This is a genomic window from Microbispora sp. H10885 (assembly GCF_014161415.1).
Lineage (GTDB): Bacteria > Actinomycetota > Actinomycetes > Streptosporangiales > Streptosporangiaceae > Microbispora > Microbispora triticiradicis.
The window spans coordinates 76280-90463 of sequence record NZ_JABBWY010000017.1; the positions used below are offsets into that span (position 1 = coordinate 76280).

Here is a 14184-nt window from a genome sequence, read left to right on the forward strand (position 1 = left end):
TACCCCCACCGGGCGCCGTGGAGGCACCGCTTTGAAGGTACCTGCCGCCGCACGTTCCTCCCCCTCGGGCTACCCGGTTCTGTCCGGGAATGTAACTCGCCTGGCGCTGTTATCCACGAGGACGCAGAATAGAGCCCATCGAGTTCCCTAGCACGCCCCGGAGACCAATGGCTGTGCTCGACTACTCCTACCTGGACCTGTATCTGCCGCGTGGCACCCCTCGGGAGGTGGCGCGACAGATGCTGACGGAGCATGCCGAGCACGGAGACTGGGAACTGGAGCGGCTGCGCCTGTATCCCGACGGCAGCAGGCGCGTCCGGCTGCGTCGGAAGATCATACGGGCGGCTCGGACGATGTGAGCCGCGGGAGCGGCGACGCCACGGTCAAAAAGAGCTTTGCCCGCCCCGGGCCGCGCCCCCGGAACGGGCAAAGCGTCGATGCCCTCCTCCACTGGCCGGGAGGCGGCGTCCTGGTGGCCCGCGCCGGGCCCGTACGACGAGCGGCTGGTTCGCCGCCGTCAAGCCCGGCGCGAGCGTGATATCCCTCGCGTCCTCAGCCGGGCGCGTGGTTCTTCACGCGCCCGGCCGTCCGGCTACCTGCGGCCGAAGCGGAAGCGGCGGGTGACGGCGAACAGGCTCGCCGAGACGGCGAACATGGCACCGAGGACCAGTGCGGCGAACGAGCCGGCGTTCATGCCGGTCAGCCCGACGGGCTGCTCGGCGCTCATGAGACCGAGCTTGCCCAGCGGGAGCACCTCGGTGGTCTTGCCGAGGTCGCCGGTCGGCAGGTTCCGCGTGGCGTCGGCCACGGGCAGCGAGGCGGTGGCGTCGTCCAGCGTCCGCTGGGCGGGCAGCGTGCGGGCCGTGTCGTCGAGCGAGCCCGCGGCCGGCAGCGCGCCGGTGGCCTTGGACACGACGGCGGCGGGGTTGCCGGCGGGGACCACGCCCTTCACGCCCTTGCCCGCCGGGACGGGCGGGGCGGCCGGCAGACCCGGCGCCTCCGGCAGGCCGAGCATGTTCGGCAGGTTGCCGATCACCGGCCCCGAGGGCGCTGCGGGGGCGCTCATCGGCTGCATGGTGTGGGCGCCCGACAGCACCGGCATGGCGGGCGTGGCGGGCACCATGGCGCCGCGCGCGGCCCTGTGCTGGGGGTGCGGCCGGTAGCCGTGGGGACCCCAGCCGCCCACCTTCGCCCCACCCAGGCAGCCCGCGGCGGCGTCGCCCAGCACGGCGACAGCGTTGCCGCAGACGTTGACCGGCGCTGTGATCGGCGCGACCACCTGGTTGCCCGCGACGATCCCGTGGCGACCGGAGGTCACGTTGCCGCCCGCACCGGCGCCGCCGCCGACCACCGCGGCCCCGCCCCGGCAGCCCGCGTGGGCCTTGCCGAGCGCGGCGACGGCGTTGCCGCAGACGTCGACCGGCGCCGTGATCGGCGCGACCACCTGGTTGCCGCCCAGGATCGAGGAACGGCCGGAGGTGACGTTGCCGCCGGCGCCCCAGCGGCCGCCGTGCCCGCCGCCGATCACGCTCGCGCCGCCGCGGCAGCCCGCGAAGGCGTCGCCGACGACCGCGATGGCGTTGCCGCAGACGTTGACCGGCACGGTGATCGGCGCGACCACCTGGTTGCCGCCGCCGACGCTGTGCGTGCCGCTGGTGACGTTGCCGCCCGAACCGCCGGACCAGCCGCCGTGACCCCCGTGACCCCCGTGACCGCCGTGGCCCGGCCTGGACCCGCCGTGGCAGCTGCCCGAGCCGTTGCCGCACACCTCGACCGGTGCGGTGATCGGCGCGACCACCTGGGTGCCGCCACCCACGGAGTAGCGCCCGTCGGTGTCGTGACCACCCGAACCGGGACGGGGCCGGTGGTGACCGCCGTGGCCGTACCCGCCGTGCCCGCCGTGCCCACCGTGACCGCCGGGGCCGCCCACGGACGAGCCGCCGCGGCAGCCCGAGAACGCGTCACCCAGGACGGCGACGGAGTTGCCGCAGACGTTGACCGGGGCGGTGATCGGCGCGACCACCTGGTTGCCGCCGAGGACCGAGGAGCGGCCGCTGGTGCGGTTGCCGCCGGCGCGGGCGGCCGGACCGGCGCCACCGACGTAGGCGCCGCCGCGGCACCCCGCCGTGGCGTCGCCGAAGACGGCGATGGCGTTGCCGCACAGGTTGATCGGCGCGGTGATCGGCGCGACCACCTGGTTGCCGCCGCCGACGCTGTGCGTGCCGCTGGTGACGTTGCCGCCCGCGCCGCCGCCGCGACCTGGGCCCTTGGCGACCGCGCCGCCGCGGCAGCCCGCTCCGGCCTTCCCGAGGACGGCGACCGCGTTGCCGCAGACGTCGATCGGGGCGCTGATCGGCGCGATCACCTGGTTGCCGCCCAGGACGCTCCCCGCACCGGAGGTGCGGTTGCGCCCGGCGCCCTGGCCCGCGCCCTGTACGGCCGCGCCGCCCAGGGATGAGCCATGGGACTCTCCCGCGACCGCCACCGCGTTGCCGCTGATGTCGATCGGCAGGGTCACCGGGATGTCGACCTGGTTGCCGCCGAGGACCGAGTTGCTGCCGTCGGTGTCGGCGAAAGCCGTACCGCTGCCAAGGGCCATGACGCCGACGGCGAGAAACGCCGCGGAGGCCGAGCCCTTCGCCCACGTTCGCATGATGAATGCTCCTAGTGGTTCTTCTTAGGGGGTTACCTGACAGCTCGCGACTTCTGTCCACGCCGAATGAGCACAGCGGAGCGGTGGACGGTCACGAGGATGGGAGATTCCGCGTCACCCGCGCGGGAGCCTGCCGCCTGGGCACCACAGGTCAGGGCAGGCGGTGGCACCGGTCGCCGTACCGAGGCGGACCGGCGCGAAGGCGGGATCAGTCAGGAGAGAAAGACGGGTCGTCCGCCGCTGTGCGGACCACCGGGGGAACAACCGCCGCCAGTGGGGCGGGCAGGGTGGTGAGACGCGGCTCGAACACAGGCCGCGCGACATCCCCGAACAGGATGCTTCCACCGCTTGTCTGCGGGACCAGGCCCTGGTCTGCGGGCGCGTGGTCCGCGGTGGACGGCGGAGGGAGCATAGGCTTCGACTGGCTGGTCAGCCCGTCGACCGTGCGCCCCGCCATCGCCTCGGCGTTCACCGAGGTGTCGTCAGCCGCCGTGGGGAAACCGTCGGCACTCTTCCCGTGAGACCTCGCCACGCCTGCGGCGCCCGGCGAGGGCGGCAGGCCGAGGTCCGGACCGGAGACACGGTCGGGAAGAACCGACCCGGCGGCGTCAGGTGAGGGTGCGGCCCCGGCGGCGGAGGTCGCCGTGCCGAAGACGCCGAGAAGCACACCGAGCAGCCATGCGGCGGCGATCAGCCCGCCGACGACCAGCAGGCGGCCCGATCGGGAGCCGGCCGCGAACCGCGCCATCCGGCTCCGCTCGTGGCGGCCGGGAGACGTGACGGGCACGCCGGGAACGGCGACGGGCGAAGACGCCCCCCGCTGCTCCTGCGACGTGCTCGTCACGCGACCTCCCCATACCGCTGAGCCGACATCCGGCCGACTCGACCCGGAGCGGATCAACCCTCAACGGAGAGTTACTGTAGCGGCACGGCACGTGATCGCAACAGCTTTCTCAGCAGTATTCGAGGAAACGGTCAAGGACCCGGACGCCAAACTGGAGCGAATCCACCGGAACCCGCTCGTCGATGCCATGGAACATCCCGGAGAAGTCCAAGTCCTCGGGAAGCCGCAGCGGCGCGAAGCCGTACCCGCTGATGCCGAGGCGGCTGAACGCCTTGAGGTCGGTGCCGCCGCTCAGCGTGTACGGCACGACCCGCGAACCCGGGTCCTCCTCATGCAGCGCGTCGGCCATGGCCTTGACGAGCGGGCCCTTGAAGGGCGTCTCGACCGCGACGTCGTGGTAGACGAACTCCCGTGTCACGTTGGGCCCGAGCAGCTCGTCCACGGTCTGGAAGAACTCGTCCTCGTACCCGGGCAGGAACCTGCCGTCCACGTGCGCGGTCGCGGCCTGGGGGATGACGTTCGCCTTGTAGCCGGCCTGGAGCATGGTCGGGTTGGTCGTGTTCTTGAGCGTCGCGCCGATCATGCGGGCGAGCGGGCCGAGCGTGGCCACCGCCGCCTCCGCGTCCTCGGCCTTGACCTCCGTGCCGAAGACCTCCTCGAAGAACGCCTGCACGGTCGGCGTGAGCCGCACCGGCCACTTGTGGCGGCCGATCCGGCCGACCGCCTCGGCGAGCTCGGTCACGGCGTTGTCGTCGTTGAGCATCGAGCCGTGGCCGGCCCTGCCCTTGGCGGTCAGGCGCATCCAGGCGATGCCCTTCTCCGCCGCCTCGATCAGGTACAGCCGCCCCTTTTCCGTGGTCACGCTGAAGCCGCCGACCTCGCCGACGGCCTCGGTGCAGCCCTCGAACAGCTCCGGGTGCCTGCCCGCCAGCCACTGGGCGCCGTAGTGGCCGCCGGCCTCCTCGTCCGCGGTGAAGACGAGGACGACGTCCCTCGGCGGCCTGCGTCCCTCGCTCAGCCGCCGCCGTACGACGGCCAGGATCATCGCGTCCATGTCCTTCATGTCCACGGCCCCGCGGCCCCAGACACAGCCGTCGGCGACCTCGCCGCTGAGCGGGTGGTGCGTCCAGTCGGCGGCGTCGAAGGGCACGACGTCCAGATGGCCGTGCAGGAGGAGGGCGTCCCGGCTCGGGTCGGCGCCCTCCACCCGGGCGACCACGTTCGCCCGGCCCTTGTCGGACTCCAGGATCCGCGGTTCCAGGCCGACCTCCGCCAGCTTTCCGGCCACGTACTCCGCGGCCTCGCGTTCCCCGGGGCCCGTGTTGTCCCCCGCGTTCACCGAGTCGATCCGGATCAGGTCGCGGCACAGCTCGACGACCTCGTCCTCCCCGAAGCGTGGGGTCATTGCGCCTCCTCCTACCGGACGGCCGCCCAGGGGCCGGACCCGCCCGTGTCTGTCACGTCGTACGGCTCGCGCCTCCATCCTGCCGCCGTACAGGCGTGTCCTTCACCCCCGGGCCGCCGCACGCCGTACGGAGGGGGCGGAATCCCGGTATGAAGCAGGGCGGAGACAGTGCTAACCTGTATCAGCCGACGCGGGATGACGATCCTGCGTGAGGCACCACGTCCGGGTGGCGGAATAGGCAGACGCGCTAGCTTGAGGTGCTAGTGCCCAGTGATGGGCATGGGGGTTCAAGTCCCCCCTCGGACACAAACCACATGTGGAGGCTGGGGACAACCCAGGCCTCCACAAGTCATTTGGCGGCCACTAGGTTCCCACGAGGTGGAAGGCCGCCCAGTAATAGGGGCTCTGGAAGGGCCGGCCCGTGGGACGGCCGGAACGGGACCGTCCGCGGGACTGACGGCGGGCCCCGGAGTCGAGGCCGGTGAGCTCGGCCACTGTGACGTCGCGCAGCCAGAGCTGGGCCTCGCGCATCGCTTGCACGGGAGATCTGCCCTGGCCGATCATGAGTGCGTAGAAACGCCGCATGAACAGCGCCGTCGACTCGTCCTCCACGCTCCACAAGGTGGCGACCACGCCCGGCGCGCCCGCGCTCAGCAGCCCGGCGGCCAGGCCGATGTGCTCGGCCGAGCGGCGGCCGATCGTCCCCGGCACCCCGGTCTGGCAGGCCGACAGCACGGCCAGGCGCGTGCCGCCGAGGTCCAGGCCGCGCAGGTGGGCGGCGGTCAGGAGGAAGCCGTCCGCCAGCGTGATGTGCGAGAAGTCCGGCTGAATCCAGTTGACCCCCGCGTGGCAGGCGAAGTGCAGATAGGTGGCGCCCGGGGAGAGAGCGGCGACCGCCTCCCAGGTGACCGCCGGGCCGCGTACGACCCGCGCCATGCCCGGGGAGAACTGCTCGACGATGCCATCGGCCTCCGAGGAGGCCCAGGGCAGGTCGCCGAGGGGGTCGCAGAAGACCGTGAGGCGTTGCTCTGCGGGGTCCATGCGGGCGGCCCGGCGGGTCGCTCCGCTCAGCACTCCGGCGCACGGTATGTAGGCGATCGGATGGTCGTCGAGCAAGGTGCGCCCACGGCCTTCGTCATGACACCTCGCGGCGTGGACCGGCAGGTGCCGGCTCAGCTCCGAACCGGCCAGCCACAGCGTCGTCCCTTCGGGGACGCCGAGGTCGCGCAGCGCCTGTGTCAGCGGGCCGGCGACGGCCTCCCACAACCACGCGGTGATCGCGCCGATCTCCGCCGCCCACATGGCGAAGGGAACGTTCCCGAGCTCCCACTGACTGCTCGTCTTGAGCCATCGCGACTCGGCATCCCTGAGCTTCGCCAGGTTGACGCCCGGGAGCCGGACGACGTTCGCTTCGGCCGGCTCGGGTGTCCCGGCTGGGATGACGAACATGGCCGCTTCCTCGTCACCGACGATCGGCATCACCAGCACGCCGCCCTGGGGAACGGCGGCGCAGACGGAGGCTCCGGTCGGCTCGGCGGCCGTGCGCGACGCCGCCGGCGTCGTACCGGCCTGGCACAGTGCCGCGGCCAGTTCGGCGCGCGCCACGGCGAGCCGGCGGTTGATCTGCGGACCTTCGCCGTTCTCGGCGGCCTCCGGCGTCCGGAGTGCCGCCTCCAGCCCGCGCACCTCCTTCCGAGCGCGGACCACACGTGATCGGACGGATTCGGGAAGCCCGGTGAGGTCCGGGTCAGGGTCCGGCGCGTCGGCGACGGTCCAGGATTTGCTGCGTTCGAGCAGGGCGAGCGCCCGCGACCAGGCGCCGTCCGCCAGCGCCCAGAGTGCCAGCATCTGATGGAGACCGCTCACAGAGTCGATCAAGTGGTGTTCGCCGTACCCGGACCCCGCGGAAGCCAGCAGCTCCTCCCCCAACCGGGCGCCGGTCAGACAGAGCCTCACGGCCTCGGCGCGCTCGCCACGGCGCCGGCGCAGCAGCGCCAGATGACGATAGACGTCCAGCAGGCCCGCGTCGGGCGGGCGCACGACCTCAAGGGCCTTGGTCAGGTGCTTCGCAGCCCGCGCGTGGGCTCCGGCGTCGAAGTCCAGCAGCCCGAGGGCACGGTGCACCCCGTATCGCTGTTCGGCGCTCGGGAACCCCCGGAGGATCCTGGCGCTGTGCCTGCGAATCTTGCCGGCGAGGTCGGGGGTGGCGACCCCCCGGATGAGCGCGACGGCGCCGATGCTCACGAGGTTGCGCCGCACCAGCGCGACCGCGTCCGGCCTGTGCTGACGCTGGAACGCGGCGAGCGCGCATTCCAGGTGATCGATGGCCTGCGGCAGGTGACCCGGTTCGTGGTCCGCCATCGCGGGCGAGGCGTGCGTGAAGCCAATCCTCTCCTGCATGTCGGCCCAGGACCGCTCGTCTCCGGCCTCATGGTAGAAGCCGGCCAGCTCCGTGTAGTCCGCGAGCGCGTCCCGCGTGTTGATGAGAGGGTGGCCGCGCAGTGACCGGCGCAGCCCGTCCGCGCGCAGGCTGAGCGCGCGGGCCCACTCACGCGGGAAGTCCTCGCGGGTGAACACGCTCAGCGCCTTCTCCGCGTGCTCCACCACAAGTGCGAGATCGGCTTGTTCCTCCCCCGACCGTCGCCATCGATAGGCCTCCCCTAGGGCCGCGTGCACGGCCGCCCAGGCGGCCGGGCGGCGCACCGGATCCACGCGGGTCAGAGCCTCGTTCAGGATCGTGATGGCGGTGACGACGTCTTCCTGCGGGCGTGTGTGGTCCCGCTCGAGATGGAGACGGGCCAGGTCGACGCTGACCGCCACCCAGATGTCCGGCTCGTCGCTGGCGAGAGCCGTGCCGCGGGCGCGTTCCAGATGGCCGATGGCCCGGATGTTGCCGTAGTCGCGGCCGGTGGCCTCCGCGATCAGTCCCAGTGTCCGGTGTATCTCGGCCAGTGTGCTGCGGGCCGTTCCCGCGCCCGCGTGCCGCAGGGCGGCCTCGGCGTGCCGGCGAGCGCGGCGCAGGTCACCGGAGGCGGCGCGGCCCAAATAGGCCGTCGCGGCGGCGGCGTGCGCATCGACCCTGACGCGGGCGCCGGCTCGCGGGTCCGCGTGGCGCTCCCGGTCGAGGATGTCCACCGCGGTGTCCGCCTCCGCCACGGCTCGATCCAGGTTGTCCGTACGGCTCCCGCGGATCCGCTCGCAGAAGGCGGTGGCGAGCAGTGCCCGCATGGTGGCCTCCGTGAGGGTGTCACCGTTCTCCACGGCGTACCTCGCCACCTCGGCCGCGTGCCCGACGGCGTCCTCGATCGCGGCCGCGCGGTCGCGGGACTGGGAGAGGAGCAGAGTCCTGGCCAGCCTGCCCTTCAGCGCGGCCCACGCGAGGGTGCCCGGCTCGGCCTGGGCCAGCCCCTCCCCGCACAGCGCCACCGCGCGCTCCGGCGACACCGAGGACTCGGGTTGCAGGAGCTCGGCCAGCAGCACGCGAAGCTCCGCCGGAACCTGATCGGCATAGTGGTCCGGCGCCGGTCCGAACATGTGGGTCAGCGCCGCCTCCACGCCTTCGGTCCGGGCCCGGGCGAGGAAGTCGACGTGCTCCTCGGGGAGACCGCACATCCGCGCCCAGTATTCGGCGAGCGGGGTGAGCAACAGGGCCCGGTCACGCTCCAGGATCGCCTGTTTCCCCGCCCGGTCGGTCGCGTTGCGCAGCGCGGCGACGGCCCGGGTCGTCAAGTGCCGTACGCCGGGACGGAAGAGGAGGAACCTCAGCAGGTCCGCCTCCTGCGACAACGTCGCCATGCGGTCCAGCACCCCGGGAGTGAGCTCGGCCCGCTCGTCGGGGCGCATCCGTCTCGCGAAAGCCTCCGCCACGCCCACCGACCGGCAGTCCGTGAGCAGCGCCCGATGCCACTCCAATCCGGACGTGACGTCCGGGCCTGTATCCCCTCCGTCCTCCTCGGCCTCGGCCAGCGCGTTCCGCAGGACGATGTCCGCGTACTCCCCCAGGAGTTCGGCGGAGTGGCGCTCGACCATCAGCCGTTTCTCCTCGAGGTCCCACTCGTTGACCAGGTCCTCTACGATTCTCACCACGTCAGCCGGGACGAATGCCCCTTGCTCGTCAGGGGGTGCCATGAGCCGACGGCTCCTGATGCCGGTAGACGGTCGGGACGACGACCCCCTGCCGCCACTGCGCGGAGAGGTCGGCCGCCTGCCGCACCTCGGCGTCGAGGTCGGCGGGCAGCGGCAGGCGCAGGGCGGCGATGAGGTCCAGGCGGTGCAAGTCGAAGGCGACCTCCACCGACTCGCAGTACGCGAGGGCCGCCTCGATCACGGCCCGGTGAGCCAGCAGCCCGACGCCCGCCGGGACGAGCGTCAGCCAGAACCACCAGCCGGAGCCGGCCAGCAGCGCCCCGGCGGCGACGGCGCTGAGCAGGGACATCACCTCAAGGCGCACCGTGGCGTCCAGCGTGTTGCGGCGGTCGTCGACGATCTGCCGCATCCGGTCGCCGATCACCGGGTACAGCCGGGGCCAGGCCACCACGGCGTCCCAGCCGGACGCCGCCCCCGCCCGGGCCTCGCCCGCCGCCAGCACGTTCCCCAGCGCCGTCGGCCGCACCCGGTCCTCGGCGGGATAGCGCAGGAGGAGCTCCGTACCCGCCTCGCCGAGCCGGTTGAGCCGCTCCGCCGGGACGTCCTCCACATGCGCGGGGAGCTCGGCCGCCCGGGCGAGCGCACGGCGCCGGCGGCGATGCCGGCGGCGGAGCGGGGCCGCGAGCCGGTCGAGGCGCGCGGGCCAGTAACCCTCCAGCAGCCGGACCAGCCGCAGTTGAAGCGGCTGGGCGACCAGCGCGGCAAGGGTGATGGCCAGGATCAGCAGCAGCACCTGCCCGACATCGAGATCCGCCGCGGTCTTTCAGGCCCGGCTGAAGCGGAGCTCTCCGGGGGCTCCGGACCACAGCAGCACCAGCAGGAACAGCGCGGCGGCGTAGAACGGGAGGTAGCCGACGAGGAAGAAGCGCCCGCCGAAGACGTCACCCACCGGCTTGGCCGCTTCGCCGATCCTCATCGCGGACGGTCCAGCGGTCCGTGACCGTTCACGCAGGTCGGGGGGTCCCGTGGGTCCACATGGATGCGGTAGGTGATCTGCGAGCACTCCCGGCAGACGTACCGCAACAACTCATAGGCGGCGGAACGGCCCGGGAGCGAAGCGCCGTCTCCGTCCCCCACGCCGCGGAGTCGCCCGGGAGGTTCGACGGCATCACGGCTTGCCACCCCTACGGCGAACGTACCGGCCACCACCGCGATCTGGTCGATGCCGTCATTCGCCGCGAACAGCGCCTCCAGCACCTCGGCCGCATCCACAAGGGGAAAACCGGGGGGCAGCTCCAGCCTCGGCGCGTCAGCCGACGGCGGTCCGGGTCCGAGCAGGACCGAGTAATCACCCGGCTTGAGCGTCACTGAACCTCCCGGCCCGACGCCGATTTCTTTCTGAGGCGGTCTCATCGTCGCCCAGCCCCGACGGCACCGCAACCAGATCGCGCCTCCCCGAAACGCTAGGCACGGTGCGGACTGGATCACAGCTTTTATCATTCGCTGGAAGACACCGGATACCGCCCAGTACCGGAACCGATCGTGACCGTGAACCACGACCAGTACTGGGCGGGCGCGTCCCACCACCGTCGACGGCGAGCGGGATGAGCACCGCCGCCAGATGGTCCTCACCGTGTCGCAGGCAGAGTTCGTGCATATGACGGAACGGAACGACCGCCGCGATCAGCGCCAGTAGCGCGACGCCGCAGCGTGGCCGGCGCGGTGAAGGCCGAGACTCCGGAGCCGACCACCACGGTGCGCCGGCCGGCGCAGCAGGCGCGTACGGCCGGGTCGCGCAGGTCGGGGACGCGGCAGGAGATGAGGCTGGTCATGCTGTGAGTCGGCCCGGTCTCGCCCCTGCTTCGCGGCTCATCTCGATGCAGTTCGCCGGCCAGTCCTGCCTTCGTGACCGGTGCTTCTTGTCGTCTTCTCAGCGCTCCCAACACATCCGCTGACGTACCGCGCGAACTGTCGCTTCATCGTGGACAACACGTGATCGGGGTCGGCGGCCCAGATGTCGGCGTTGAAGATTTCGACCTCGATGTCGCCGCGGTAGCCCGCGGCCTCGACAGCGGCGGTGAGTGGGTGGAAGTCGATCACACCGTCGCCCATCATGCCGCGACCGAGCAGCGTGTCGGCGGGGAGCGGCACGAGAAAGTCGCTCACCTGGTAGCTCGCGATCCGGTCACCGGCCCGCTCGATCTGCGTCAGCACCTCGGGATCCCACCAGAGGTGGAAGGTGTCGACCACCACGCCCACCTGTGCGGCCGGGTGGGGCTCCGCCAGGTCGAGCGCCTGCCCGAGGGTGGACAGCACCGCGCGGTCGGCACAGTACATGGGGTGCAGCGGCTCGAGCGCGAGCCGTACGCCACGCTCGGCGGCGTACGGGACCAGGGCGGTGAGTGCGTCGGCCACGCGAGCCCGGGCATCGGCGAGATCCCGGCTGAAGCCGGGTCCGCGCGCGCCGCCGGGTGCCATTCCGGGCAGGCCGCCGACCACGAGCACCAGGCAGGCGGCGCCGAGGGCGGCGGCCTCGTCGATCGCCGCGCGGTTGTCGTCGAGTCCGCGGTCGGGGCCGGTCAGGAAGCCGCCCCGGCACAGGGAGGAGACGCGCAGCCCCGCGTCTGTAACCAGCGTCGCGGTCTCCGCCAGGCCGTGCTCGGCCACGGCTTCCCGCCACAGCCCGATGGCGGGAATCTCATGACGTACGCAGCCGTCGACGGCCTCGCGCAGAGACCAGCGGCGGGTGGTCCACTGGTTGAGGGAAAGGCGGGCGGGGGTCATGCGGCGACTCCGGCGGTGTTGAGCAGGTGGCGCATGCGTGCGGCGGCCAGGTCGGGGTCGGGCAGGAGCCCGGCCTGGTCGGCGAGGCGGAACACCTCGGCCAGGTGGAGGATCGAACGGGCGCTGTGCGCGCCGTTCACCATGACGAAGGCGTCCTGGTGCCCGGCGAGCCAGGCCAGCAGGACGATGCCGGTCTTGTAGTGGTAGGTCGGGGGTTCGAAGATCTTGCGGGCGAGTGGCACGGTCGGGGCGAGAACGGTCTCGAACCGTTCGCGGTCTCCGGCGTCGAGCGCCTGGAGGGCGGCCGCCGCGGCGGGGGCGATCGGGTCGAAGATCCCGAGCAGTGCGTGGCTGCCGCCCGCGATCAGCTCCGGGTAGTTGAAGTCGTCGCCGGTGTAGAGCCGCACGCCGTCAGGGAGCCGTTCGCGCAGGCGCACCTCGTGTTCGGCGTCGAGCAGTGACACCTTCACCCCGTCCACGCGGGAGGCATGGTCGTGGACGAGCGCGAGGAACGCCTCGGTGGCGGCCGGAAGATCGCGCGACCCCCAGTATCCGGCCAGCGCGGGGTCGAACATCTCGCCGAGCCAGTGGAGGATCACCGGCCGGTCGGCCTGGCCGAGCAGCCTGCCGTAGATCTTGTGGTAGTCCTCGGGGCCGCGGGCGAGACGGGCGAGTTGCCTGCTGGCCATGACGACGACCCGGGCACCCGCGTCCTGGACCGTCTCCATCTGCTCCAGGTAGCCGGACACGACCTCCTCCAGAGTGGCCGCTTGGGGCAGGTGGTCGGTGCCGGCACCGCAGGCGAGCAGGTCGGCCGGGTCGCCGAAACCCCGGGCCTCCGCGGCGCTGCGCCGGATCAGTTCGGTTGTGGCCGTCCAATCCAGGCCCATGTTGCGCTGGGCGGTGTCCATCGCGTCGGCCACCCGCAGTCCGTACGACCACAGGTGGCGGCGGAAGCGCAGGGTCGCGTCCCAGTCGAGGGCCGTACGCGAGCCGGGGGCATGATCGGCGAGCGGGTCGGCCACCACGTGCGCGGCGGCGTACACGACTCGACTGGTGGGTGGTGACGGCGGCGGAGCCCAGGCGACCGGCTCACGCATCCGGTAGGTCTCCAGCCGGCGATCCGGTCCGGGCAGCGTGACGGCGGTCATGCCCCCGCTCCCGGCACCTCGACCCGCACGCCCTCCGCCGAGGAGCGCAGGCCCAGCTCGGCGATCTGCACCCCCCGGGCGCCGGAGGCGAGGTCGTACGGGAACGGCGCGTCCTCCACGACATGGCGCACGAACATCTCCCACTGCGTCTTGAAACCGTTGCCGAACTCCGCGTTGTCCGGCACCTCCTGCCACTGCTCCCGGAACGGCTCGGTCACCGGCAGGTCGGGGTTCCACACCGGCATCGGAGTGGCCGACCGGTGCTGTACGCGGCACCGGCGCAGCCCGGCCACGGCGCTGCCGTGGGTGCCGTCCACCTGGAACTCCACCAGCTCGTCGCGGTTCACCCGCACCGCCCAGGAGGAGTTGATCTGGGCGACCACACCGCCGGCCAGCTCGAAGATCGCATACGCGGCGTCATCGGCGGTCACCTTGTAGGGCCGGCCGTGTTCGTCCACCCGCTCCTCGACGTGCGTCACCGCCCGCGCGGTCACCGCCTCGACGCGGCCGAACAGGTTCTCCAGCACGTACGCCCAGTGCGGGAACATGTCGAGTACGATGCCGCCGCCGTCCTCGGCCCGGTAGTTCCAGGAGGGCCGCTGGGCCGGCTGCCAGTCGCCCTCGAACACCCAGTAACCGAACTCCCCGCGCACCGACAGGATCCGGCCGAAGAAGCCGCCGTCGATCAGCCGCCGCAGCTTCAACAGCCCCGGCAGGAACAGCTTGTCGGCGACCACGCCGTTCTTCACCCCCGCCTCGCGCGCCGCCCGCGCCAGGGCGACCGCGTCGGCGAGGTTCTCCGCGACCGGTTTCTCGACGTAGACGTGCTTGCCCGCCTCGATCGCCTGCGTGACGGCCCCGATCCTGGCGTTCGTGATCTGGGCGTCGAAGTACACCGCGTTGCGGTCGTCGGCGAGAGCCGCGCCCAGGTCGGTCGTCCAGTCAGGGATGCCGTGCCGGGCCGCGATGGCCTCCAGCTTGGCCGCGCTACGCCCCACGAGCACCGGCCTGAGCGCCACCCGTCGTCCGTCCGACAGCTCGACTCCGCCCTGATCGTTGATCGCGAGGACCGACCTGACCAGATGCTGGCGGTAGCCCATCCGCCCGGTCACCCCGTTCATGACCACGCCAAGGGTCTCCATCCGTCCTCCTCCACCTACGGACTCTGACGCGGAAAACGCTTTCCGCTGATACGGAAAGCGCTTTCCATTACTTTGGACCGTACGGCGAGGGCCGCGGGGACGTCAACCGGAGTTCGCCG

At 72.2% G+C, this 14184-nt stretch carries 12 protein-coding genes and 1 tRNA gene; 2 read left to right on the forward strand and 11 right to left on the reverse strand.

Annotated features, from left to right (window positions below; translation table 11 throughout):
* Positions 1–167: 167 nt before the first annotated feature.
* Positions 168–359, forward strand: a complete 192-nt coding sequence (locus tag HHX37_RS33725; RefSeq protein WP_220499497.1) for a DUF5703 family protein — start codon at positions 168–170, stop codon at positions 357–359.
* 233 nt (positions 360–592) lie between these two features.
* Here the strand turns inward: HHX37_RS33725 and HHX37_RS33730 are convergent, their stop codons facing one another.
* The 3 genes from HHX37_RS33730 to HHX37_RS33740 all read right to left on the reverse strand — a co-directional run bounded on the left by HHX37_RS33730 (position 593) and on the right by HHX37_RS33740 (position 4902).
* The gene (locus HHX37_RS33730; RefSeq protein ID WP_182887981.1) at positions 593–2653 is read right to left on the reverse strand and encodes a chaplin family protein; all 2061 of its coding nucleotides are present in this window, start codon (positions 2651–2653) and stop codon (positions 593–595) included.
* A gap of 208 nt (positions 2654–2861) precedes the next feature.
* The gene (locus HHX37_RS33735) at positions 2862–3497 is read right to left on the reverse strand and encodes a hypothetical protein (RefSeq protein WP_310740662.1); all 636 of its coding nucleotides are present in this window, start codon (positions 3495–3497) and stop codon (positions 2862–2864) included.
* 109 nt (positions 3498–3606) lie between these two features.
* Positions 3607–4902: a M20/M25/M40 family metallo-hydrolase gene (locus HHX37_RS33740; protein WP_182877919.1), complete on the reverse strand. Its 1296-nt coding sequence runs from the start codon at positions 4900–4902 to the stop codon at positions 3607–3609.
* Positions 4903–5122: 220 nt separating this feature from the next.
* Between HHX37_RS33740 and HHX37_RS33745 the strand changes: the two genes are divergently transcribed.
* A tRNA-Leu gene (locus HHX37_RS33745) sits at positions 5123–5208 on the forward strand.
* Positions 5209–5265: 57 nt separating this feature from the next.
* Here HHX37_RS33745 and HHX37_RS38040 read toward each other — a convergent pair.
* The 8 genes from HHX37_RS38040 to HHX37_RS33785 all read right to left on the reverse strand — a co-directional run bounded on the left by HHX37_RS38040 (position 5266) and on the right by HHX37_RS33785 (position 14065).
* Positions 5266–8985: a CHAT domain-containing protein gene (locus tag HHX37_RS38040; protein WP_182887982.1), complete on the reverse strand. Its 3720-nt coding sequence runs from the start codon at positions 8983–8985 to the stop codon at positions 5266–5268.
* A 31-nt stretch (positions 8986–9016) separates the two neighbouring features.
* Positions 9017–9781, reverse strand: a complete 765-nt coding sequence (locus HHX37_RS33755; protein WP_182887983.1) for a hypothetical protein — start codon at positions 9779–9781, stop codon at positions 9017–9019.
* Between the two features lie 30 nt (positions 9782–9811).
* The gene (locus HHX37_RS33760; protein ID WP_182887984.1) at positions 9812–9964 is read right to left on the reverse strand and encodes a hypothetical protein; all 153 of its coding nucleotides are present in this window, start codon (positions 9962–9964) and stop codon (positions 9812–9814) included.
* Entirely contained in the window at positions 9961–10356 is a 396-nt protein-coding gene (locus HHX37_RS33765) for a hypothetical protein (RefSeq protein ID WP_182882433.1), read from the reverse strand. The genes HHX37_RS33760 and HHX37_RS33765 overlap by 4 nt, the downstream gene beginning before the upstream one ends.
* Positions 10337–10681, reverse strand: a complete 345-nt coding sequence (locus tag HHX37_RS33770; protein WP_182882574.1) for a DUF2637 domain-containing protein — start codon at positions 10679–10681, stop codon at positions 10337–10339. The genes HHX37_RS33765 and HHX37_RS33770 overlap by 20 nt, the downstream gene beginning before the upstream one ends.
* A 176-nt stretch (positions 10682–10857) precedes the next feature.
* Entirely contained in the window at positions 10858–11772 is a 915-nt protein-coding gene (locus HHX37_RS33775) for a sugar phosphate isomerase/epimerase family protein (RefSeq protein WP_182887985.1), read from the reverse strand.
* Complete coding sequence (locus HHX37_RS33780) at positions 11769–12923, reverse strand: dihydrodipicolinate synthase family protein (RefSeq protein WP_182887986.1); 1155 nt, start codon at positions 12921–12923, stop codon at positions 11769–11771. Before HHX37_RS33780 ends, HHX37_RS33775 begins: the two co-directional genes overlap by 4 nt.
* Complete coding sequence (locus tag HHX37_RS33785; RefSeq protein ID WP_259406946.1) at positions 12920–14065, reverse strand: Gfo/Idh/MocA family protein; 1146 nt, start codon at positions 14063–14065, stop codon at positions 12920–12922. The genes HHX37_RS33780 and HHX37_RS33785 overlap by 4 nt, the downstream gene beginning before the upstream one ends.
* Between the last annotated feature and the right edge of the window lie 119 nt (positions 14066–14184).

Coding starts and splice junctions, on each gene's coding strand:
- HHX37_RS33740 (WP_182877919.1), bottom strand. CDS start 4,902: ATGACCCCACGCTTCGGGGAGGACGAGGTCGTCGAGCTGTGCCGCGAC.
- HHX37_RS33780 (WP_182887986.1), bottom strand. CDS start 12,923: ATGACCGCCGTCACGCTGCCCGGACCGGATCGCCGGCTGGAGACCTAC.
- HHX37_RS33775 (WP_182887985.1), bottom strand. CDS start 11,772: ATGACCCCCGCCCGCCTTTCCCTCAACCAGTGGACCACCCGCCGCTGG.
- HHX37_RS33730 (WP_182887981.1), bottom strand. CDS start 2,653: ATGCGAACGTGGGCGAAGGGCTCGGCCTCCGCGGCGTTTCTCGCCGTC.
- HHX37_RS33760 (WP_182887984.1), bottom strand. CDS start 9,964: ATGAGGATCGGCGAAGCGGCCAAGCCGGTGGGTGACGTCTTCGGCGGG.
- HHX37_RS33785 (WP_259406946.1), bottom strand. CDS start 14,065: ATGGAGACCCTTGGCGTGGTCATGAACGGGGTGACCGGGCGGATGGGC.
- HHX37_RS33725 (WP_220499497.1), top strand. CDS start 168: ATGGCTGTGCTCGACTACTCCTACCTGGACCTGTATCTGCCGCGTGGC.